Annotated in this window: 18 protein-coding genes and 1 pseudogene; 14 read left to right on the top strand and 5 right to left on the bottom strand. The window is 63.1% G+C overall.

The annotated features are described in order from the left end of the window. Window positions 1–65: 65 nt before the first annotated feature. The 4 genes from cobW to AC07OP_RS02185 all read left to right on the top strand — a co-directional run bounded on the left by cobW (window position 66) and on the right by AC07OP_RS02185 (window position 6,775). Window positions 66–1,127 (top strand): cobalamin biosynthesis protein CobW, encoded by a 1,062-nt coding sequence (cobW, locus tag AC07OP_RS02200; protein ID WP_065941219.1) that lies wholly within the window; start codon window positions 66–68, stop codon window positions 1,125–1,127. A 3-nt stretch (window positions 1,128–1,130) separates the two neighbouring features. After that, complete coding sequence (gene cobN / locus AC07OP_RS02195; RefSeq protein WP_495101618.1) at window positions 1,131–4,892, top strand: cobaltochelatase subunit CobN; 3,762 nt, start codon at window positions 1,131–1,133, stop codon at window positions 4,890–4,892. Between the two features lie 228 nt (window positions 4,893–5,120). After that, on the top strand, window positions 5,121–6,119 hold the full coding sequence (locus AC07OP_RS02190) for a magnesium chelatase ATPase subunit I (protein WP_495101617.1): 999 nt from the start codon (window positions 5,121–5,123) through the stop codon (window positions 6,117–6,119). Between the two features lie 53 nt (window positions 6,120–6,172). Continuing rightward, a complete protein-coding gene (locus AC07OP_RS02185; RefSeq protein ID WP_495101691.1) occupies window positions 6,173–6,775 on the top strand; it encodes a vWA domain-containing protein in 603 nt (200 codons plus the stop codon). A 125-nt stretch (window positions 6,776–6,900) separates the two neighbouring features. Here the strand turns inward: AC07OP_RS02185 and AC07OP_RS02180 are convergent, their stop codons facing one another. Continuing rightward, entirely contained in the window at window positions 6,901–7,848 is a 948-nt protein-coding gene (locus AC07OP_RS02180) for a DUF1853 family protein (RefSeq protein ID WP_495101616.1), read from the bottom strand. A gap of 146 nt (window positions 7,849–7,994) precedes the next feature. Between AC07OP_RS02180 and AC07OP_RS02175 the strand changes: the two genes are divergently transcribed. From AC07OP_RS02175 to AC07OP_RS02130, 10 genes are all read left to right on the top strand, one after another. Further along, on the top strand, window positions 7,995–8,885 hold the full coding sequence (locus AC07OP_RS02175) for an NAD(+) kinase (protein ID WP_003217892.1): 891 nt from the start codon (window positions 7,995–7,997) through the stop codon (window positions 8,883–8,885). After that, window positions 8,882–9,856, top strand: coding sequence for a metallophosphoesterase (locus AC07OP_RS02170; protein WP_495101690.1), 975 nt, complete (start codon window positions 8,882–8,884; stop codon window positions 9,854–9,856). The genes AC07OP_RS02175 and AC07OP_RS02170 overlap by 4 nt, the downstream gene beginning before the upstream one ends. Further along, window positions 9,853–10,722, top strand: a complete 870-nt coding sequence (locus tag AC07OP_RS02165) for a rhomboid family intramembrane serine protease (RefSeq protein ID WP_495101615.1) — start codon at window positions 9,853–9,855, stop codon at window positions 10,720–10,722. Before AC07OP_RS02170 ends, AC07OP_RS02165 begins: the two co-directional genes overlap by 4 nt. A 14-nt stretch (window positions 10,723–10,736) precedes the next feature. After that, window positions 10,737–10,997 (top strand): YeaC family protein, encoded by a 261-nt coding sequence (locus AC07OP_RS02160; protein ID WP_027606465.1) that lies wholly within the window; start codon window positions 10,737–10,739, stop codon window positions 10,995–10,997. Continuing rightward, window positions 10,994–11,824: a DUF2797 domain-containing protein gene (locus AC07OP_RS02155; RefSeq protein WP_495101614.1), complete on the top strand. Its 831-nt coding sequence runs from the start codon at window positions 10,994–10,996 to the stop codon at window positions 11,822–11,824. The genes AC07OP_RS02160 and AC07OP_RS02155 overlap by 4 nt, the downstream gene beginning before the upstream one ends. A 13-nt stretch (window positions 11,825–11,837) precedes the next feature. Beyond that, complete coding sequence (gene pepN / locus AC07OP_RS02150; protein ID WP_169898220.1) at window positions 11,838–14,495, top strand: aminopeptidase N; 2,658 nt, start codon at window positions 11,838–11,840, stop codon at window positions 14,493–14,495. A gap of 148 nt (window positions 14,496–14,643) precedes the next feature. Next, a complete protein-coding gene (locus AC07OP_RS02145) occupies window positions 14,644–15,360 on the top strand; it encodes a helix-turn-helix transcriptional regulator (RefSeq protein WP_495101613.1) in 717 nt (238 codons plus the stop codon). 51 nt (window positions 15,361–15,411) lie between these two features. Beyond that, window positions 15,412–15,747: a nuclear transport factor 2 family protein gene (locus AC07OP_RS02140; RefSeq protein WP_495101612.1), complete on the top strand. Its 336-nt coding sequence runs from the start codon at window positions 15,412–15,414 to the stop codon at window positions 15,745–15,747. Between the two features lie 15 nt (window positions 15,748–15,762). Continuing rightward, entirely contained in the window at window positions 15,763–16,866 is a 1,104-nt protein-coding gene (zapE, locus tag AC07OP_RS02135) for a cell division protein ZapE (RefSeq protein WP_495101611.1), read from the top strand. A gap of 173 nt (window positions 16,867–17,039) precedes the next feature. Further along, window positions 17,040–17,531, top strand: coding sequence for a GNAT family N-acetyltransferase (locus AC07OP_RS02130; RefSeq protein WP_027606459.1), 492 nt, complete (start codon window positions 17,040–17,042; stop codon window positions 17,529–17,531). A 102-nt stretch (window positions 17,532–17,633) separates the two neighbouring features. On the opposite strand, the gene AC07OP_RS02125 is transcribed toward AC07OP_RS02130, so the two are convergent. From AC07OP_RS02125 to AC07OP_RS02110, 4 genes and pseudogenes are all read right to left on the bottom strand, one after another. Continuing rightward, a complete protein-coding gene (locus AC07OP_RS02125; protein ID WP_092488644.1) occupies window positions 17,634–17,843 on the bottom strand; it encodes a hypothetical protein in 210 nt (69 codons plus the stop codon). A gap of 144 nt (window positions 17,844–17,987) precedes the next feature. Beyond that, a pseudogene (locus AC07OP_RS02120) lies at window positions 17,988–20,199 on the bottom strand (TonB-dependent siderophore receptor). Between the two features lie 114 nt (window positions 20,200–20,313). After that, complete coding sequence (locus AC07OP_RS02115; protein ID WP_495101610.1) at window positions 20,314–22,071, bottom strand: phosphoethanolamine transferase CptA; 1,758 nt, start codon at window positions 22,069–22,071, stop codon at window positions 20,314–20,316. Between the two features lie 160 nt (window positions 22,072–22,231). Further along, entirely contained in the window at window positions 22,232–22,411 is a 180-nt protein-coding gene (locus tag AC07OP_RS02110; RefSeq protein ID WP_256097793.1) for a DUF6026 family protein, read from the bottom strand. Window positions 22,412–22,514: the final 103 nt, after the last annotated feature.

Genomic DNA, 22,514 nt, shown 5'->3' with positions numbered 1-22,514 from the left:
GACGAAATCCGCTTCTGCGCGCCGCAGGGCCCATCGTCCCGTATGCCCGCCCCAAAGGGCATCCGATGAAAACACTGGCCAAACTCCCCGTCACCATCGTTACCGGCTTCCTTGGCTCGGGCAAGACCACCTTGCTGCGCCATATGCTCGACAACGCCCAGGGCCGTCGCATTGCGGTGATCGTCAACGAATTCGGCGAACTGGGCATCGACGGTGAGATCCTCAAGCAGTGCTCCATCGGTTGCACCGAAGAAGAGGCCAACGGCCGCGTGTACGAGCTGGCCAACGGCTGCCTGTGCTGCACCGTGCAGGAAGAGTTCTTCCCGGTGATGCGCGAACTGGTTGCCCGTCGCGGCGACCTCGACCATATCCTCATCGAAACCTCGGGCCTGGCCCTGCCAAAACCCTTGGTACAGGCCTTCCAGTGGCCGGAAATCCGCAGCGCCTGCACGGTTGATGCGGTCATCACCGTGGTCGACAGCCCGGCCGTGGCCGCCGGCACCTTTGCCGCGTTCCCGGATCAGGTCGACGCCCAGCGCAAGCTCGACCCGAACCTGGACCATGAATCGCCGCTGCACGAGCTGTTTGCCGACCAGTTGGCCAGCGCCGACCTGGTGATCCTCAATAAATCCGACCTGATCAGCGCCGAAGACCTGGCCCGTGTGCGCCTGGAAGTCGCCGAAGAACTGCCGCCGGCGGTGAAGATCATCGAAGCCAGCAGCGGTCGCCTGCCGTTGGACGTATTGATCGGCCTGGGCGCGGGGTCCGAAGAACATATCGACGCTCGCCATAGCCACCACGATCATCACCACGAAGGTGAGGAAGATCACGATCACGACGCCTTCGATTCCATCTCCATCGACCTGCCCCAAGCCGACGAAGCGCTGCTGCTCGACGCCCTGAACCAATTGGTGGTTCAGCACGGCATCCTGCGGGTCAAGGGCTTCGCCGCCATCCCGAACAAGCCGATGCGCCTGCTGATCCAGGGTGTGGGTACGCGTTTCGACAAGCACTTCGACCGTGCCTGGGGCGCCGACGAAGCGCGCATCACGCGGCTGGTGCTGATCGGCCAGGAGCTGGACGCGGCGGGCCTCGAAGCGCAACTGCGCGCCGCCCTCAGCGTTTAACCCATGCACCTGCTCAGGACTCAGCCCGGTGGTTTCGTCGCGGACGACAATATTGCCGACCTTGGCCAAACGCCCGCCGAACTGGTGATCCTGTGCAGCGGCGATTCCAGCCTGGCGCTGCTGGCCGAAGCGGCCCAGCAGTTGCCCGAGGATTACCCCAGCCTGCGCCTGGCCAACCCTATGCAGGTGCAGAACCACGCCTCGGTCGATTTGTATGTCGATGAGGTGCTGCGCCACGCCAAGGTCATCCTGATTTCCCTGCACGGCGGCATCGGTTATTGGCGCTACGGCATCGAGCGCCTGGTGGAGCTGGGCGAGCGCGGCGTTACGCTGATCCTGGTGCCGGGGGATGACCGCCCGGACCCGGAACTCAGCGGCCTGAGCACGGTGAGTGCCGAACAGCGCGACCGCCTGTGGCACTTCCTGCGCCAGGGCGGGCTCGCTAACGCGCTGGATTTTTTCCACTGCCTGGCCAGCGGCTACCTGGACCGCGATTACCCGTGGGCCGAGCCGCAGACCTTGCCGCGCACCGCGATCTATCACCCGCACAAAGCCAACCCTCGCCTCAATGACTGGCAGACCGATTGGCACGCGGAGTGGCCCGTGGCGGCGGTGCTCTTCTACCGCTCCCACTTGCAGGCGGCCAATACCGGTTTTATCGATGTGTTCTGCCAGCGCTTGCAGGCGGCGGGCCTTAACCCGTTGCCGATGGCGGTGGCCAGTTTGAAAGAGCCCGGCTGCCTGACGGTGGTCGAGGACCTGCTGGATGAGGTCGGCGCGGCGGTGATCTTGAACACCACCGGTTTTGCCCAATCCAGCCCCGAAGCCCCGCATCTGCGGCCGTTTCGCCGCAATATCCCGGTGATCCAGGCGATCTGCGCCCAGGATAACCAGCCGGGCTGGCAGGCCAGCGAGCAAGGCCTGGGCCCGCGCGACCTGGCGATGCACATTGCCTTACCGGAGCTGGACGGACGGATTATCAGCCGGCCGATCAGCTTCAAGGATCTGGCCTGGCGCAGCGAGCGCAGCCAGTCGGACGTGGTGTGCTACCGCGCAGCGCCCGAACGCATGGATTTCGTCGCCGAACTGGCGCGCCGTTGGGTCGAGCTGGCACGGGTGCCGAATGGGGATAAACGCATCGCCCTGATCCTTGCCAACTACCCGACCCGCGACGGCCGTATCGGCAATGGCGTGGGCCTGGACACCCCGGCTGCCGCGCTGAATATCCTGCGTGCCCTGCAGGCCGAAGGCTATCCGGTGCCGGATCAACTGCCTGAGAGCGGCACTGCGCTGATCCATGACCTGCTCGGCGGCGTCACCAACGACCTCGACAGCCTCGACCTGCGCCCCTGTCATCAAAGCCTGGGCCTGGACGACTACGAGGCGATGTTCAAGCGCTTGCCTGAACCCAACCGCCAGGCGGTGCTGGAGCGATGGGGCGCGCCGCACAACGATCCAATGTTCCGCGACGGCCGCCTGATGATCGCCGGCCTGCGCCTGGGCCAGACCTTCGTCGGTATCCAGCCTGCGCGCGGTTACCAGGTGGATGCCAGCGCGGTGTACCACGACCCGGACCTGGTGCCGCCCCATGGCTACCTGGCGTTCTACTTCTGGTTGCGCCACACCTACGGCGCCCATGGCGTGATCCATGTGGGCAAGCACGGCAACCTCGAATGGCTGCCGGGCAAGGGCGTGGGGCTCTCGGAAAACTGCTGGCCGGATGCGCTGCTGGGGCCGCTGCCGAACATCTACCCGTTTATCGTCAACGACCCGGGCGAGGGCGCCCAGGCCAAGCGGCGCACCCAGGCGGTGATCATCGACCACCTGATGCCGCCGCTGACCCGCGCCGAAACCTACGGGCCGCTGCGGGACCTTGAGCTGTTGGCGGACGAATATTACGAAGCCCAACTGCTCGACCCACGCCGGGCCCGCGAGCTGCAAAAAGACATCCTCAAGCTGGTGCGCGAAACCCGCATCGACCAGGAGCTTGAATTGGATGGCGACGCCGATGCGGCGATCTGGCTGCCGCGCCTCGACACCTACCTGTGCGACTTGAAGGAGTCGCAGATCCGCGACGGCCTGCACATCTTTGGCGAATCCCCCGTGGGCCGCTTGCGCATCGACACCTTGCTGGCCTTGCTGCGCATCCCCCGGGGCGACGGCCGTGGCCCGCAATCGAGCCTGCTGCGCGTGTTGGCCAAGGCGTTCGCGCTGGGTTTTGACCCCCTGGACTGCGCCCTGGCCGAGCCCTGGACCGGGCGACGCCCGGCGGTGTTGCAGAAGATCGATGGGCAGCAGTGGCGCACCGCCGGGGATACCCGCGAGCGCCTGGAACTGTACGCTGCGCGACTGATCGAGCAGGCGCTGGAAGGGGCGGTCGAGCAACTTGAAGAGCCTGGCTGGGAGGATGTGAAGGCAGTGATAGAAAGCCTGCGCATCGTCGTGGCGCCGCGCTTGGACGCCTGCGGCCCGGCGGAGATGCACGGCTTGCTGGAGGCCCTCGGCGGGCGCTTTGTCCCGGCCGGCCCAAGCGGTGCGCCAAGCCGTGGGCGCCTGGATGTGCTGCCTACCGGGCGCAATTTCTTCACCGTCGATGTGCGCAACCTGCCCACCACCACCGCGTGGCGCATCGGCTTCCAGTCCGCCAACCTGATACTTGAGCGGCACCTGCAGGACCACGGCGATCACCTGCGCCAGCTCGGCCTGTCGGTGTGGGGTACAGCCACCATGCGCACCGGGGGCGACGACATCGCCCAGGCCATGGCGCTGATGGGCGTGCGGCCGGTGTGGGCCACCGGCAGTCAGCGGGTGGATGATTTTGAAATCCTGCCCATCAGCCTGTTGGACCGCCCGCGCGTGGACGTCACCTTGCGCGTGTCTGGGTTTTTCCGCGATGCCTTCGCCAACCTGATCCGCCTGTTCGACGCGGCGGTACAGGCGGTGGCGGCCCTGGATGAGCCGGACGACATGAACCCGCTGGCCGCCAGGGTGCGCAGTGAGCGCGCGGCATTGCTGGCCTCCGGCCTGGATGCGGAGGCGGCGGCGAAACAGGCCGGCTGGCGCATCTTCGGGGCCAAGCCCGGTGCCTATGGCGCGGGCGTGCAGGGCGCCATTGACGGGCGCCTGTGGCAAAGCCGCGAGGACCTGGCCGAGCTCTACCTGAATTGGGGCGGCTACGCCTATGGCGGCTCCGACGAAGGCACCGCTGCCCGCGCACAGTTTGCCCAGCGCCTGAGCCAGGTGCAGGCGGTGTTGCAGAACCAGGATAACCGCGAGCACGACCTGCTCGACTCCAACGACTACTACCAATTCCAGGGCGGCATGCTCGCCGCCGTGGAAACCCTGAGCGGCGACAAGGCCGCCAGCTATCACGGCGACCATAGCCAGCCGGACCTGCCGAGGATTCGCACCTTGAAGGAAGAGCTGAACCGGGTGATCCGTTCCCGCGCCGCCAACCCCAAGTGGATCGAAGGGGTGAAGCGCCATGGCTATAAAGGCGCGTTCGAAATGGCCGCGACCGTGGACAATCTGTTCGCCTTCGACGCCACCACGGCGCTGATCGACGATCATCAATATGCATTGCTCGCCGACGCCTACCTGCTGGACCCTGACACCCGGGCCTTTGTGCAGCAGCACAACCCCGCGGCGCTGCGCGATATGACCGAGCGCATGCTCGAAGCCCAGCAGCGTGGCCTGTGGCAGGAGCCGGGGGCGTACCGCGAGGCGTTGGAAAACCTGTTGCTGGATATAGAAGAAGACAGCTAGAGCGCGAGATGTGGCTTGTTGTGGCTGGCGGGCTTGTTGTGGTGAGCGGGCTTGCCCCGCGCTGGGCTGCGAAGCGGCCCCAAAAACATAGTCCCGGAGCTACCTGGCACACTGCAGCGCTCCTATTGGGGCTGCTTCGCAGCCCAGCGCGGGGCAAGCCCGCTCACCACAAGTAGCTTGCTCATGACCGGGTGATTACTTGTACAGCAGAATTTAAAGAGAGAACGGATGACCGATATTCCCCATTTCCCGCTGTCCGCCGTGGTCGCTGCCGACGACCTGAAACTGGCGCTGTGCCTGACCGCCATCGACCCGAAGATCGGCGGTGTGCTGATCGAAGGCCCGCGTGGCATGGCCAAATCCACCTTGGCCCGTGGTTTGGCGGATCTGCTGGCCAGCGGGCAGTTCGTCACCTTGCCGTTGGGCGCCACCGAAGAGCGCCTGGTGGGTACCCTGGATCTGGATGCCGCGCTGGGCGAAGGCCGCGCGCAGTTTTCCCCTGGGGTGCTGGCCAAGGCCGACGGCGGCGTGTTGTATGTGGATGAAGTCAACCTGCTGCCCGATCACCTGGTGGACCTGTTGCTCGACGTTGCCGCCAGCGGCACCAACCTGATCGAACGCGACGGCATTTCCCATCGCCATTCGGCGCGCTTTGTGCTGATCGGCACCATGAACCCGGAGGAGGGCGAGTTGCGCCCGCAACTGCTGGACCGCTTCGGGTTCAACGTGGCGCTGAGCGGGCAGACGGTGCCGGCCGAGCGTGGGCAGATCATCCGGCGTCGCCTGGATTTCGACAGCGACCCCACCGCTTTCTGCACGCAGTGGGCCGAACAACAGGCGGCGTTGCGCGAGCGCTGCACCCAGGCGCGGGCGCAGTTGGACAGTATCGAACTGGATGATCAGGCCTTGGCGCAGATCACCGAGCGTTGCTTTGCCGCCGGTGTCGACGGCTTGCGCGCCGACCTGGTCTGGCTGCGGGGCGCCCGGGCCCATGCGGCGTGGCGGGGCGCGGATAGAATTGCCGAAGAAGACATCGAAGCGGTGGCGGAATTTGCCTTGCGCCACCGTCGCCAAGAGCAATCCCCACCGGCCAGCCCACCCCATCAAGGGCAATCGCCGGCACCCTCGGACACGTCGCCCGGCCAAGGCCAATGGGGCGACATGCCCGCGCCGGCCCTGCCCACGGGCACGCGCCGAGACGTGCCCAGCTGGCCAAAAAAGCCCTAGGCATTCGCCCCCGACCTGACGCGGGGGCGGATGCCCGGCCCAAGGCGGGGCGACTGGACAACGGCAGGCAGGGCAAGGCACGCAGCGCACAGCAGGGTTCGATCAACTGGCCGGGAACCTTGCTCGGCGGCCGGCCGCACTCCCATGGAGACCTGCGCTACCACCTGCGCAGCCGCTCGGCCCATGAGTTGTGGCTGGTGATCGTGGATGCGTCGGCGTCCACCCGGCGGCATCGTGCATTAACCGACGCCAAGGGCTTGCTCGCCCAGCTGTTTGACGACGCCTACCGGCAACGGGCGCGCATGGCGTTGTTGACCGCCAGCGGCCAGGCACCGAAGTGGCAGGTACAGGGGTTGAAAGCTGCGAAAGGCCTGGCGGGCTGGCTGGATCAGTTGGGCGCGGGCGGTGGTACGCCGTTGCTGGCGGCGCTGACCGAGGCCGCGCATTGGCTGGTGGCGCGGCGCAAGCGTTATCCGGCCGAGCAGCAGCGTGTACTGGTGATTACGGATGGGCGCCTCAAGGATATCGGCGGGTTGCCGTTACTGGCGTGTGCGGGGGTGCTGGTGGATCTCGAGCGCGGGCCGATCAGGTTGGGGCGGGCCCAGGAACTGGCGGTGGGGTTGCAGTTGGATTACCGGCATATCGATGAGGTGTAGTGGCGGTACCACCGCCATCGGGGGCAAGCCCCCTCCCACATTTGATCGAGTACACCCTTTGGAATGCGGTCAGTGTGGGAGGGGGCTTGCCCCCGATGAGGCCCTCACATACACCACACACTCCATCAGCCAGCCCCCGGCACATTCGGCCAAAGATCCGCCACCAGGAACAAGCGCTCGGCTTCCTCCCAATCCTCGCCGTTCTGCACCATGCGCACCAGCAACTGCGCAGGCGCCATCGGATCAAGGTCTGCCAGCCAGGCCTGCATCTGTGCTTCACTCCACACTTCATCCGCCGAGTAGTGCGCCGGCGCCAGCCACGCGTGCCGGGGCAATGGTTGCCAGCGACCTGGCGCGCTGGCGCTGACAAAATCCCGCCAATCACGTTGATGCAACCAGCGCCCGCGCAAATGCTGCGGATGGGCGCCGTGGGGCGGTTCGGCCAGCCCAGGCCAGGGATAGAGCAAATACCCGCCGAGCCACAGGTGCGCATCAAACCGCTGAATATCCAGGGCCGCCAACACCTCGCGGCTTTCTGCCCGCGCCGAGATCGGCAGTTGATGCTGGGCCAGGTGCGCCAGCTTGCGGTCCAGTCGGTCATGGCAGCCTGGGCCCAGCCACTGCGCGGTGTCTTGGCCGTTGCCGTCCTGCGGGCCCAGGTAGAGTTTGATCGCCAATTCCAGGTGATGCACGCCATCGCGGTCGCGCAGCAGCATGTCCAGCTCGCCCAGGGTGTGCCCGGCGCGGCGGATCGGCAGGTTGGCGGCGAGCAGTTCCACCCCCGGCGCATGCTGCACGGCGAACTGCCACAGGCGTTCGTAGTACAGGCCCAGGCGCCGGGTGCGTGACAGGCTCAACCAGTGCTGCAAGGCACGGCTGTCCCGGTCGAGTGCACGTAGCCAGTGTTCAAGGAGGTCGGGCGCCTGCACCCAGTCACTGCCCGCCAGCGGGTGGCGCTGTGGCCACGGTGTCTGCGCGAGCATCGGTGGGGCGAGCATCACCCACGCCAGGTCGCGCACCTCGGGGTGGCGCAGCTGGCGGGGCAGGTTGTGCAAATCCGGGAACACAGTCATGGTCCGAGCATAGCCTTTTAACCGTTGCGCAGGGGGCTGAGAACCGTTGTCATCCAGGCTTCACGGCGACAAAGGATTTTGCCTGAGCCAGCCTTTCGCCCATAATCGTTTCTTTTTTGCCCCACCCCCAATCCCGCAGGAGCCCCATGGAGCAATTTCGCAATATCGGCATTATCGGTCGCCTGGGCAGTACCCAGGTGTTGGACACCGTCCGCCGGCTGAAAAAATTCCTGCTGGAACGCCACCTGCATGTGATCCTCGAAGACACCATCGCCGAAATCCTCCCCGGCCACGGCCTGCAAACCTCTTCGCGCAAGATGCTCGGCGAAGTCTGCGACATGGTCATCGTGGTCGGCGGCGACGGCAGCCTGCTCGGCGCGGCCCGGGCCCTGGCGCGGCATAACGTGCCGGTGCTGGGGATCAACCGTGGCAGCCTGGGGTTTCTCACCGATATCCGCCCCGATGAGCTGGAAGTCGAAGTGGCCAAGGTGCTCGACGGCCATTACCTGGTGGAAAACCGCTTCCTGCTGCAGGCCGAAGTGCGCCGCCATGGCGAAGCCATCGGCCAGGGCGATGCGCTCAATGACGTGGTGCTGCACCCGGGCAAATCCACGCGGATGATCGAATTCGAGCTGTACATCGACGGCCAGTTCGTGTGCAGCCAGAAGGCCGACGGCCTGATCGTCGCCACCCCGACCGGCTCCACCGCCTACGCGCTGTCGGCCGGTGGCCCGATCATGCATCCCAAGCTCGATGCCATTGTGATCGTGCCGATGTACCCCCATATGTTGTCCAGCCGACCGATTGTGGTCGATGGCAACAGTGAGCTGAAAATCGTGGTGTCCAAAGACATGCAGATCTACCCGCAAGTCTCCTGCGACGGGCAGAACCATTTCACCTGCGCCCCCGGTGACACCATCACCGTGAGCAAGAAGGCACAGAAGTTGCGCTTGATCCACCCGCTGGATCACAACTACTACGAAGTGTGCCGCACCAAGTTGGGCTGGGGCAGCCGCTTGGGGGGTGGAGGCGACTGATGCTCGATCCCGCGCGTAGCTACGACCTGATTGGTGACGTGCACGGTTGCGCTCATACCCTTGAGCACTTGCTCGACCAGATGGGTTACCACAAGGAGGGCGGCACCTGGCGCCATCCTTCGCGCATGGCGGTGTTCCTCGGCGATATCATCGACCGTGGCCCACGCATTCGCGAGGCGCTGCATATCGTCCACGACATGGCCGAGGCCGGCCAGGCGCTGTGCATCATGGGCAACCACGAGTTCAATGCCCTGGGCTGGGCCACACCGGCGCCGCCGGGCAGTGGCAGGCAGTTCGTGCGCGAGCACACCCCACGGCATGAGCGGCTGATCCACGAGACCCTGACCCAGTTCGAGCAGCACCCGGCCGACTGGCACGACTTCCTCGCCTGGTTCTACGACATGCCGCTGTTTGTCGATGCCGGGCGCTTCCGCGTGGTGCATGCGTGCTGGGACGACGGCTTTATCCAGCCGCTGCGCGCGACGTTCCCGGATGGCTGCATCGACCAGCACTTCCTGCAGGCCGCCGCCGTGCCCGGCAGCTTTGCCTGCAATGCCTTCGACCGCCTGTTGCGCGGCACCGATATGCGCCTGCCGGATGGCCTGACGCTGACCGGTGGCGATGGCCTGACGCGCTCGTTCTTCCGCACCAAGTTCTGGGAAGACGACCCTAAGACCTACGGTGACATCGTATTCCAGCCCGACGCACTGCCTGAGCCGGTGGCGCGCACGCCATTGTCGCCCCATGAAAAGAATTCCCTGCTGCGCTACGGCGCCGACGAACCCTTGCTGTTCGTCGGCCATTACTGGCGCAGCGGCAAACCGGCGCCGATCCGCCCGAACCTGGCGTGCCTGGACTACAGCGCAGTGCTGTACGGCAAGCTGGTGGCGTACCGCCTGGACCAGGAAACCCGCCTGGATCCGCGTAAATTCGTATGGGTCGACGTTGAGCGACCCGAGGTGATTGTATGAGTGCCGTGCCCGTATTGCGCTTGCCGTTGAGCGTCGACCTGGGCGGTTTCGTGAAACTGCTGCAACGCATGCAAGTGCCCCATCGCGTCAGCGAGGAAGCCGGCGAGCAGGTGTTGTGGGTGCCCGAGACCCTCATTGACGACGTGCGCGTGCTGTACCAGCGCTTTCCGGCCGGTGATCCGGACCGGCAACTGGATATTCCCGAACAGGCGCCGGTCACGCGTCCCGGCTTTGCCCAGCAGGTGCGCCATAGCCCGGTCACGGCGCTGGTGCTGCTGGCGAGCATCATCGTCGGCGCCGTGACCTTGCTCGGGGAAAACCTGCAGGCCATGAGCTGGCTGACCTTCCTGCCGTTCCGGGTGGTGGGCGAGTACATCCAGTTCACGCCGTTCGCCGACATGTTGGCTTCCGGCCAATGGTGGCGGCTGTTCACGCCGATGCTGATCCACTTCGGCATCCTGCACCTGGCCATGAACGGCATGTGGTACTGGGAGCTGGGCCGGCGTATCGAAGTGCGCCAGGGCAGCATCAACCTGCTGGGCCTGACCCTGTTGTTCAGCCTGGTCTCCAACTACGCGCAATATGCCTACGGTGGCCCCGGCCTGTTCGGTGGCTTGTCCGGGGTGTTGTATGGCCTGCTCGGGCATTGCTGGATCTTTCAACTGCTCTCGCCCAACCCGGCCTATCGCTTGCCCCGTGGGGTGCTGGTGATGATGCTGGTGTGGCTGGTGTTGTGCCTGTCGGGGCTGGTGTCGATGATCGGCTTCGGCGAAATCGCCAACGCTGCCCATGTCGGCGGCCTGGTTATCGGTTGCCTTACCGGTTTGCTCGGCGGTTTGTATAACCGTCGCAAATCCTCTCTTTGATAAGGAAGAGCCTTATGTCCTCTTTTGCTGAAATGATCGAAAACATCACCCCGGACATCTACGCGAGCCTCAAGCTCGCCGTGGAAATCGGCAAGTGGTCCGATGGCCGCAAGCTCAGTGCCGAGCAGCGCGAACTGTCCCTGCAGGCCATGATCGCCTGGGAGATCCAGAACCTGCCGGAAGACCAGCGCACCGGCTACATGGGCCCGCAGGAATGCCAGTCGAAATCGACCACCGTGCCGAACATCCTGTTCAAGTCGGATGCGATCCATTGATTGAAATTGGTCGCGGTGCAGTCAGCAAAATGTCGGCGCAACTCGGTGAGCCGACCGTTCAATATGCGTTTCGCCTGGGCGATACCGAGGTGCCGGTCAACCCCCTGATCGGCACCCATGTACGCCTGGAATACCTCGGTGCCATCCATTGCAGCCATTGCGGCCGCAAGACCAAGACCAGCTTCAGCCAGGGCTATTGCTACCCGTGCATGACCAAGCTGGCCCAGTGTGACCTGTGCATCATGAGCCCCGAGCGTTGCCATTACGACGCCGGCACCTGCCGCGATCCGGGCTGGGGCGAGACATTCTGCATGACCGATCACGTGGTGTACCTGGCCAATTCGTCGGGCATCAAGGTCGGCATCACCCGTGCCACCCAATTGCCGACGCGTTGGCTGGATCAGGGCGCCAGCCAGGCGCTGCCGATCATGCGCGTGGCCACGCGCCAGCAATCCGGATTTGTCGAGGATGTATTGCGCAGCCAGGTGGCGGACAAGACCAACTGGCGTGCGTTGCTCAAGGGCGACGCGGCGGCGGTGGACCTCAAGCAGGTGCGCGACGAGTTGTTCGCCTCCTGTGCTGATGGCCTGCTGCAATTGCAGGAACGCTTCGGCCTGCTGGCCATCCAACCGGTAACCGACCTCGAACCGTTGGAAATCCGCTACCCGGTGGAGCAGTATCCAGCCAAGATCGTCAGCTTCAACCTGGACAAGAACCCGATTGCCGAAGGCACGCTGCTGGGGATCAAGGGCCAATACCTGATCTTCGACACCGGCGTTATCAATATTCGTAAGTACACGGCCTACCAGCTCGCCGTGCATCAGTAGAAGGATGCCACCCATGCGCACCGAACAACCGAAGATGATTTACCTGAAGGACTATCAGGCGCCGGACTACCTGATCGAAGAGACGCACCTGACCTTCGAGTTGTTCGAGGACCACAGCCTGGTCCACGCGCAGCTGGTGATGCGCCGTAACCCTGAGCGTGGCGCCGGCCTGCCGCCGCTGGTACTCGACGGCCAGCAACTGGAGTTGCTGACCGTCAACCTCGGCGACCAGGAACTGAGCGAGGCTGACTACCAGCTGACGGACAGCCACCTGACCCTGCATCCGACCCGCGAGACCTTCACGGTCGACACCAGCGTGCGCATCCACCCGGAAACCAACACCGCCCTGGAAGGCCTGTACAAATCCGGCAGCATGTTCTGCACCCAGTGCGAGGCCGAGGGCTTCCGCAAAATCACCTATTACCTCGACCGCCCCGACGTGATGAGCACCTTCACCACCACCGTGATCGCCGAGCAACACCGCTACCCGGTGCTGCTCTCCAACGGCAACCCGATTGCCAGCGGTCCTGGTGAAGACGGCCGCCACTGGGCAACCTGGGAAGACCCGTTCAAGAAACCCGCCTACCTGTTCGCGCTGGTGGCCGGTGACCTGTGGTGTGTCGAAGACAGCTTTACCACCATGACCCAGCGTGAAGTGGCGCTGCGCATCTACGTCGAGCCGGAAAATATCGACAAGTGCCAGCACGCCATGACCAGCCTGAAAAAATCCATGCGCTGGGACGAAGAAACCTACGGCCGCGAGTATGACCTCGACATCTTCATGATCGTGGCGGTCAACGATTTCAACATGGGCGCCATGGAGAACAAGGGCCTCAATATCTTCAACTCCAGCGCGGTGCTGGCCCGCGCCGAAACCGCCACCGACGCCGCGCACCAGCGGGTCGAGGCGATCGTCGCCCACGAATACTTCCACAACTGGTCGGGCAATCGCGTGACCTGCCGCGACTGGTTCCAGCTGTCGCTGAAGGAAGGCTTTACCGTGTTCCGTGATTCGGGCTTCTCCGCCGACATGAACTCCGCCACGGTCAAGCGCATCCAGGACGTGGCCTACCTGCGTACCCACCAGTTTGCGGAAGATGCCGGCCCCATGGCCCATGCGGTGCGCCCGGACAGCTTTATCGAGATCTCCAACTTCTACACCTTGACCGTGTACGAAAAAGGCTCGGAAGTGGTCGGCATGATCCACACCTTGCTCGGTGCCGAAGGCTTCCGCAAAGGCAGCGACCTGTACTTCGAACGCCATGACGGCCAGGCCGTGACCTGCGACGATTTCATCAAGGCCATGGAAGACGCCAACGGCGCCGACCTCAGCCAGTTCAAGCGCTGGTACAGCCAGGCCGGCACGCCACGCCTGGCGGTGAGCGAGTCCTACGACGCTGCGGCCAAAACCTACAGCCTGACCTTCCGCCAGAGCTGCCCGGAAACCCCGGACAAGGTCGAGAAACTGCCGTTCGTGATCCCGGTCGAGCTGGGCTTGCTGGACGGGCAGGGCGCGGGCATGGCCTTGCGCCTGGCCGGTGAAGCCACGGCCGGCGCCACGTCCCGTGTGATCTCGGTGACCGAAGCCGAGCAAACCTTCACCTTCGTCGATATCGCCGAACAGCCGTTGCCGTCGCTGCTGCGCGGCTTCTCGGCGCCGGTGAAACTGAGCTTCCCGTACAACCGCGACCAACTGATGTTCCTGATGCAGCACGACAGCGACGGCTTCAACCGCTGGGATGCGGGCCAGCAACTGTCGGTGCAGGTGTTGCAGGAACTGATCGGCCAGCATCAGCAGGGCCAGGCGTTGCAGATGGACCAGCGCCTGATCACGGCCTTGCGCAGTGTGTTGAGCGACGAAAGCCTGGACCAGGCCATGGTTGCGGAAATGCTGTCGTTGCCGGGCGAAGCCTACCTGACGGAAATCAGCGACGTCGCGGACGTGGATGCCATCCACGCCGCGCGTGAGTTTGCGCGCAGGCAACTGGCTGACAACCTGCATGAGCCGCTGTGGTTGCGTTACCAGGCCAACCGCGAACTGTCCAAGCAGACGCCTTATGTGGCGGCGGCCGAGCACTTCGCCCGGCGGGCCTTGCAGAACATCGCGCTGTCGTACCTGATGCTCAGCGGCAAGCCCGAAGTGCTGGCGGCGACCCTTGAGCAGTTCGATACCAGCGACAACATGACCGAGCGCCTGACCGCGCTGGCGGTGCTGGTGAACTCGCCGTTCGAAGCGGAGAAGGCCCAGGCGCTGGCGGTATTTGCCGAGAACTTCAAGGACAACCCGTTGGTCATGGACCAGTGGTTCAGCGTGCAGGCCGGCAGCCCATTGCCGGGTGGGCTGGCGCGGGTCAAGGCGTTGATGGAGCACCCGGCGTTCACGCTCAAGAACCCGAACAAAGTGCGGGCTCTGATCGGCGCGTTTGCCGGGCAGAACCTGATCAACTTCCACGCCGCCGACGGTTCGGGCTACCGCTTCCTGGCGGACCTGGTGATCCAGTTGAATGCCTTCAACCCGCAGATCGCTTCGCGCCAGTTGGCGCCGCTGACCCGCTGGCGTAAATACGACAGCGCGCGCCAGGCGTTGATGAAGGCGGAGCTGGAGCGCATTCGTGGGTCGGGTGAGTTGTCCAGCGATGTGTTCGAGGTGGTGAGCAAGAGTCTTGCTTAAATAAACCGCTTCGGTAAAAAAAAACGGCCTGTTCAGGCCGTTTTTTTTGCCTGGGAGCTTCGTTCAAGGAGCGCTTTTTTGCTGCTGACGTTTCCTGGCAGAAGGCTCTGCTAAGCTGCGGCACTTTTCCTTATTCGGTGGGATCAACGTGTCACGTACCACTCGTTTACTGACGTTGTTGCAGGCCCTGCGGGGCAAGAAACGCCCGGTGACCGCCGCCATGCTGGCGGCGCAATTGGAGGTGTCCGAGCGTACGCTGTACCGCGACATTGCCGAGTTGACCGCCCTGGGCGCGCCGATTTTCGGCGAGGCCGGGGTAGGGTATGTGCTGCGCAGCGGCCTGTTTTTGCCGCCCTTGATGCTCAACGCCGAAGAAACCGAAGCGATCGTGCTGGGCTTGCGTTATGTGGACCAGCGCGGCGATGACGTGCTCAGCCGTGCCGCCGCCAACGCCTTGGCGAAAATCGCCGATGTGCTCGACCCGGCGGCGCAGGAAGCCTTGCGCAACCCGACGTTGCTGCCCGGCCCGCCAGGGTTTGGCTACCCGGAAAACCGCGTGCCGCTGGATGTATTTCGCGAAGCGATTCGGCATCAGGACAAGTTGCAGATCGACTACGCGGATGCCAGCCAGACCCAGAGTCAGCGCCTGATCTGGCCCCTGGCCCTGGGATTTCTCAATGAGGTGCGGGTGATCGTGGCCTGGTGTGAGCTGCGCGGCGCGTATCGCACCTTTCGCACCGATCGTGTGGCGAGTGCCGAGGTCGTCGGCGAACGTTATCCGGGGCGGCGCAGCGACTGGCTGCGGGCCTGGCGCAAGCTGATGGAGCAGAATCAATCCGGGCCGTTCACTCCTGACAAAAACTGACACACCCCTGGCTTAGCATGCAGCTACAACCACCTGAACAGGAGCTTTGCCATGTCCCCGCCTGAATTGGCCCCCGCCATCGCCGCCTATATCGCGGCGACCAATACCCGCGACACCTCGGTCATTGCCCAGTGTTTTGCCGACGATGCCAATGTGTTCGATGAAGGCCAGCACCAGGTGGGCACCGCCGCTATTGCACGCTGGATGGAAGACACCGGGCGCCGCTACCAGCCGCGTGTCGAGGTGCTCAAGGTGCAGCACCGTACCGGCAAGGTGCTGGTCAGCAATGTGGTCTCCGGCAATTTTCCCGGCAGCCCGCTGGAGTTGCGCTACACCTTTCGCCTGGACGCGCAGGGCAAGATTTCACGGCTGGACATCTCCCTGTAGGTCATAATCGCGGGCATGACTTTCGACTCGCCCCTCGCTGCTTACCAACACGCCATTACCCAACAGGGTTTCGTTGCCGACGACGCCCAGCGCCGGGCGGTGGATGCCCTGCAAGCCTGTCATGCGGCCTTGCATCAAGGCCGTTCGCCCGTGACTGGCGTTTACCTGTGGGGGCCGGTGGGGCGCGGCAAGACCTGGTTGATGGATCAGTTCTACCAAAGCCTGCGGGTGCCCGCGCGGCGTCAGCATTTTCACCACTTCATGGGCTGGGTGCATCAGCGTCTGTTCCAGCTCACCGGCACCCATGACCCGTTGCAGGCCCTGGCGCGGGAGCTGAGCCGGGAGGTGCGGGTGTTGTGTTTTGACGAGCTGTTCGTCAATGACATCGGTGACGCGATCATCCTCGGCCGGCTGTTCCAGGTCATGTTCGAGGAAGGTGTGGTGATGGTCTGCACCTCCAATCAACCACCGGCCCAGCTGTATGCCGATGGCTTCAATCGGGAGCGCTTCCTGCCGGGCATTGCGGCGATTGAGCGGCATATGCACGTGGTGGCGGTCGACGGTGGCGAGGATCATCGCTTGCATCCAGGTGTGGGCCGGCAGCGCTATTGGGTGAACCAGCCCGATGCGCTGGCGAACGTGTTCGCGCAATTGGCCGAAGGGCAGGCGGTGAGTCGTGGCCCGGTCACCGTCGGCCATCGTTCCATCGTGTGCGTGCAGGCCAGTGACAGCGTACTGTGGTGCCGCTATGCCGACCTCTGCGAACAACCCCTGGCGGCAATGGATTTCATGCTGCTGTGCGACCGCTTCAAGGCGATCCTGTTGGGGGACGTGCCCAACCTGAGTGCGCAACAGCGCCCAGGCCGGATTTCCCGCGGCACCGAGGATGGGGTCGAGCGCGTGGTGGCCGGTGATCGCGAGTTGCCGCAGTTGTCGGTGTACGACGACAGTGTGCGTCGCTTCATCGCCTTGGTGGACGAGTGCTACGACCGCAAGGTGCCGTTGTTCATCGACGCCCAGGTGCCGCTGGAGCGCCTGTATACCGACGGTTACCTGGCGTTTCCTTTCCGTCGCACCCTGAGCCGGTTGCAAGAAATGCAGCTGCAGCGCTTCGGCTGAGGCCTGTACGAAAAAAGCCCTGAATGGGCACTTTGGGTTTTTTTAGTGCCAAAGCCTTCGCGCTTTCGGGCGCACATTTGTAGTTAATCTCCTTCATCTGGTGCTGACTCCACGCTTACAATCGTGCCCCTCAAAGGGAACAGATTCCCTTGTAGTCGTGATCGAGGACGGAAATGGACACCCCAGATATCCTGGTGCTGCAAGCCAGCTACACCAATCCTGTACATGCCGAAGCCATTGCCAAGGTGCTTAACCATTACGCCGAAGACCCCATGGGCGGCGGCCATAGCCTGCCAGCCGACCTGCTGGAGCAACTGCCGGCCGAGTTGGCCAAGCGCCCCCATGCGTTCAGTGTGCTGGCGTTTGTCGGCGGTGAGCCGGCGGGTCTGGTGAATTGCTTTGAAGGGTTTTCCACCTTTGCCTGCCGCCCCTTGGTCAACGTTCACGACGTGGTGGTAATGAATGAGTTTCGCGGCTTGGGGCTGAGCCAGAAGATGCTGCTGAAGGTCGAGGACATCGCCCGCCAGCGTGGTTGCTGCAAGATCACCCTGGAGGTGCTGGAAGGTAATGCCGTCGCCCAGTCGGCGTATCGCAAGTTTGGTTTTGATGATGCGAAGTTTGATCCGGCCCATGGGCGCATGTTGTTCTGGAACAAGCCGCTTTAATAAATAACCGGCGAAAAAAAGGGCGCCAGCAGAGGGCGCCCAATAAACCTTTGCCAACGGAGCGGAATGGCCCAGGGTGTTGCGGATTAACTAACGATTAACTTAACTCTTGGGTTGTTCCTGTTCGGTCGTATTGGTGTTCGGTGTCTTGCCGTCGGCGGACGCCGTTTGTTCAGTCGTGCCGTGAAGCGTTTGCTGCGTGAAGGTGAAGTTGTTGTAGAACTCCTTCGAGCGCTCCGAGCCGCCTTCGGCAAACGCGGCGGCGGAGCCCAGGGTCATCAGGCTGGCAAGCATCAAGGTCGAGAGTTTCATCTGTGTTTACTCATTAAGTGTGATCGGTTATCTGCTCTGTCCTTGATCAGAATCGTGGGGCGATTCTGGTGTGATCTTATTAAGTGGGAATTAACGCGAGAAACATCCGAAGTTAACAATATCGTTAACTTCGGATGGCGGGCTTTAAAGCTTCCAGTCCAAGGCCAGCGTAATGGCGCGTGGGTCGCCCCAATACACGCCGTTATAAAAGCCGACGCGTTCGTAATACTTTTTATCGAATAGGTTGTTGACGTTAAGCGACGCTGAGACGTGCTCGTCGAATTGATAGCGGGACATCAGGTTGACCACCGTGTAGGCCTGTTGTGTGATCTTCGCCCGTTCGGTCACCGGTGTGTTGCCGACGCGTACCCCCGTAGGTCGATCGCTCCAATCGTAAATGTCGCTCTGCCAGTTCACCGCACCGCCGACCGTGAGATTGCGCCATGCCCCCGGCAAACGGTAGGCGCTGGAGACTTTCAGCAGGTTCAGCGGCTGCCCGGTGTTGTTGCGTTTACCCGAGCCGTTGACCGAATGGGTGTAGGTATAACCGGCCGTCAGGTTCCAATCGGGCAGGACTTCCCCGGCAGCTTCCAATTCGAAGCCGTTGACCTTGTTACCTTTGCCGCCGGACTTGTAGTACTCCTCGCCGGTGGTCGGGTTTCGCGGCACCGAATCGTCCCGCTCTGCGACGTTGTCCTGGGTGCTCCAGAAATACGCCGCCGCCAGGTTCAAGCGTTCATCGAGCACGCTGCCCTTGAGGCCGACCTCATAGTTGCTGCCCACCACGGGCTCAAGGTACTTCTTGCTGGCATCCTTGAGGCTTTGTGGCTTGAAGATGTCGGTGTAGCTCGCGTAGACGGTGTACTCCGGCGTCAGGTCGTAGAGCAGGCCGGCGTAGGGCGTCCACATATCATTGTGGGTCTGGCTGTTTTTGCCGGCGGCGGTAAGCTGGTCGTTGGCATCGTATTGGGGGGCGGCGCTTTTCAGTTCCCAACTGCCATAGCGGCTGCCCAGCACCGCATGCAAGCGGTCGGTGAGGCTCAGTCGCGTGGCCAGGTAGCCGGCCTTCTGTTGCTTGCTGCTGTGCTCGCCCTTGAGGTCGGTGACGGTGTCGCCGAACTTGGCGATCCCGCCCATGTATTTCCAGTCTTCGATGGTGTAGTAGCTGGCGGGTAGGTTGCTGCGCATCACGGGGGAGACGTCCCGCTGCGTGGCCTCGCCATAGCCCATCATCAGTGCATGTTCGCGGCCCAGCAGTGCATAGCTGCCGGCGAGGTTGAGGTCGACCGCCTCCATTCTGGAGGTGCCACGCATATGGCTCGCCCAGGCGGTCATCGTTGGGGAAGCCCGCGCCGCCGTAGTACACCTTGCCGTCCGTGTCGCTCTGGCGATGGGTGTAGGCGGCCTTCACGTGCCAGTCGCCGCCCAGCCGATGGTCGAGGGTTGCGAAGGTGGTCTTGTCTGTCAGCGGCCAGGAACTCCAGTGCGCCGCCATATTGGTGGAACGCGACAGTCCGGCCTTGCCGCCCTCGCTGTTCCAGTACGGCACGGTGCCCCAGGAGGTGCCCTGGACCTGCTTGTTCTGGTAATCGAAACCTACGGCCAGCACGGTATCGTCGGAAAGATCGCCTTCCAGGATGCCGTAGCCGACCGCCCGCTGCAGGCCATAGTTGTCGCGGAACGATTGGCTGTCACGGTAGGCCAGCACCGTGCGTCCGCGCAGCTTGCCGTCGAACGCCAGCGGGCCGCCCACGTCCACGTAGCTGTAATAGTTGTCATGGCTGCCGGCGCTGACGCCGGTTTTCGCCTGCCATTGGGCCGTCGGGCGCTTGCGCACCATATTGATGGTGGCCGAGGGGTCGCCGGCGCCGGTGGTCAAGCCCGTGGCACCGCGTACCACCTCGATGTGGTCATAGATGATGGTATCGGCGTCGGACTTCATGTAGCCGAAGGTATTGAGCATCCCGTCAATCTGGAAGTTGGTGATGCCGTAGCCGCGGGAGGAATAGGACACGCGGTCGGAGTCGTTGTGCTGGACGTTGATCCCGGTGGTCTGGCGCAGCACGTCGGTCAGCGTGTTGAGATTGAAATCATCCATCTGCTGGCGAGTGATCACCGAGATCGATTGTGGGGTTTCCTTGACCGACAGGTTCAGGCGGGTGGCGGTGCTCATCGAGCCGGTGGTGTAGGCACCGGTGTGTTCGGTGGTGGCGCCCAGGCCTTCGGCGGAGATGTTGGTCGCGCCGAGTTCGAGCGGGGTGTGTTCGGGGTCGGTTTCAGCCAGCAGGTCCGGGCTCAGGGCGGCGCCGCACAGGCCGAGCGTGAGGGTCATGGAGCGGGTAAAAGGCGCGAACATCGCGGAAGACTCCTTGTCGTCTTTGCGGCCACCCCGGAAAGGGAAGGCCTTGGCTCAAAGACGAAAGGAGCGGGGGAACTTTAGGGCTAAACGAGAATGATTGTTATCTTTCTGTTACAAGGCCGGCGGTTCCTGCAGGACCACATCGGTCGGATTGGCCTTTTTCGGCTTGATCAGGCTGAAGTCGATCAACGCCTTCTGCTGGCGCATATAGGGGTTGCCGATCAGTTGCGGGCGGGGTTTGAAGCTGTCGCTCACCAGGCTTTTGCTGCGGTCGAGCTCGTTGAAACTGAGCCCGGCCAAGTCGGCCCAGGTGTGGATCAACTGCGAGCTGGTGTAAGGGCGTTGCAGGTCGCCGGCGAAACTCCAGTCGTGGGTTTCACGCCATTTCGGTGAGGCGTAGGCCATGAACGGAATGGTGTACATCGGTGCCGTCGGCTTGCCTTCGTTACGCCCCAGGGTGGCGTGGCCGGCGGAATCGAACACGTCTTCGCCGTGGTCCGACAGGTACAGCAAAAAGCCGTTGGGATCGGTCTTGGCGTAGTCCTTGATCAGGCTCGACACCACGAAATCGTTGTACAGCACCGCATTGTCGTAGCTGTTGTAGGTGGGCAGTTGATCGTCACTGATCCCGGCAGGTACACCCTGGCGGTCGGTGAATTTGTCGAAGGTCGGCGGATAGCGGTACTGGTAGCTCATGTGGGTGCCGAGCAGGTGCACCACGATGAACTTGCGCTCGGCCGGGTCGGCCAGGGCCTTGGAGAATGGCTCCAATACATCGCCGTCGTATTGGCGGGCGTTCTGGTTGCGGTTGTTGTTCAGGTACACCTGCTCGTCGGCCTGTTCGGAAAAGGTCGTGAGCATGGTGTTGCGCTTGGTCATGGTCTGCTGGTTGGTGATCCAGTAGGTCTTGTACCCGGCCTGTTTCATCACGCTGACGATCGACGGTGTCTTGAGGTAAAGGTCGGGGTTCTCCTCGTCGGCGAACGTCAGTACCTGTTGCAGGGCTTCGATGGTATAGGGGCGCGGGGTGATGACGTTGTCGAACACCGCCAGTTGGTCGCGCAGCTTGTCCAGCTCCGGCGTGGTGTTGCGCGGATAACCGTAGAGACTCATGCGCTGACGGTTGGTGGACTCGCCGATCACCAGCACCAGGGTCGACGGCTGGCCGGCCATGGTGTCCTTGAGGTTGGTCAAGGGCGCGATCTGGCTGGCGCTGTCGAGCATGCCTTGCATGTTGTCCAGTTGTTCGGTGTAGCGGCGGTAGGCAACGATCATCTGCCAGGGCACGGCCGGTTCGATGCGCGATTCGAAGCGGTCGATGGCGTCGTCCAGGGTGTCGCTGCGGGCAATCTGCTTGACCAGCGGGTAACCGATGATCGCCACCAGGATCGCCGTGGCCGCCACCAGGGCCTGGCCGCGCGGCAAATACACCGGGCGTACCCGGGTCCACAGGAAAATAGCTACGGCGGTGTGGGCAATGAACGCCAGCACGATCCACCAGGCGAAGTATTGGGTGGCGTACTCGCCGGCTTCGGAGATGTTCGACTCGAACATGATGAAGATGACGCTTTGGGAGAATTCCTGCTGGTAGATAAAGAAGTAACCCAGGCTGGCCATGGAGCAGGCCCACAGCACCACGCCGATCAGGGCAGCAAGCAAGCGCGTCCGGCGGGGGAATACCAGCAGGGGTGCGAGCCATATCGCACTCATGAAGAAGGCTTGGCGAAAACCACTGAAGCCGGAAGTGCCGCTGAGTTGGATCAGCAGTTGGGTAATGCCGGAGAAGTACCAGAAAAACACGAATAGCCAGGCAAGACCGGCCCAATCAAAGCCTTTCGCAGACGTGGTGCTGCGTTCGAACATTGCCATCCAGCGCTCCAACCCGGTAATTTTTCAGTCGACGCGCAGGGCTGCACGCAACAGAGGCCACCCTTGCATGGGATGGCCCTTGGGGGCGGGAGTATCGGGAAGGGCATGTGAAAACTTTGTGAGATTTATGTAGCCGTTATCTTACAAAGTGATGACGGGCTCAGCAGAGCGCGGGCTGCGCACCGGAAGGCTGGTCCAGCTGGGCCTGAATGATATGGGCACGCAGGCGCATGACCTCAAGCTGCAACTGATCGCGTTCGTCTTTCAACTGGCGCAATTCATCGCGACGGAGTGTGACGTAGAGGGTCTGTGGAGGACGGGTCATCTGTGCTGTGCTCATTGCTTGCCTCGCAAATAGCCGGTGTGTCGCGGTGTGCCAGAACGCTTGAGTCGAGGTTCTCGGCAACAGTCGGAAGCAATTCTGAATTCTTTTTCACATCAAT

Source organism: Pseudomonas sp. GW821-FHT09D08 (assembly GCF_059416305.1).
The sequence above is the reverse complement of the archived record's forward strand: the minus strand, read 5'-3'. Positions and strand labels throughout refer to the sequence as shown.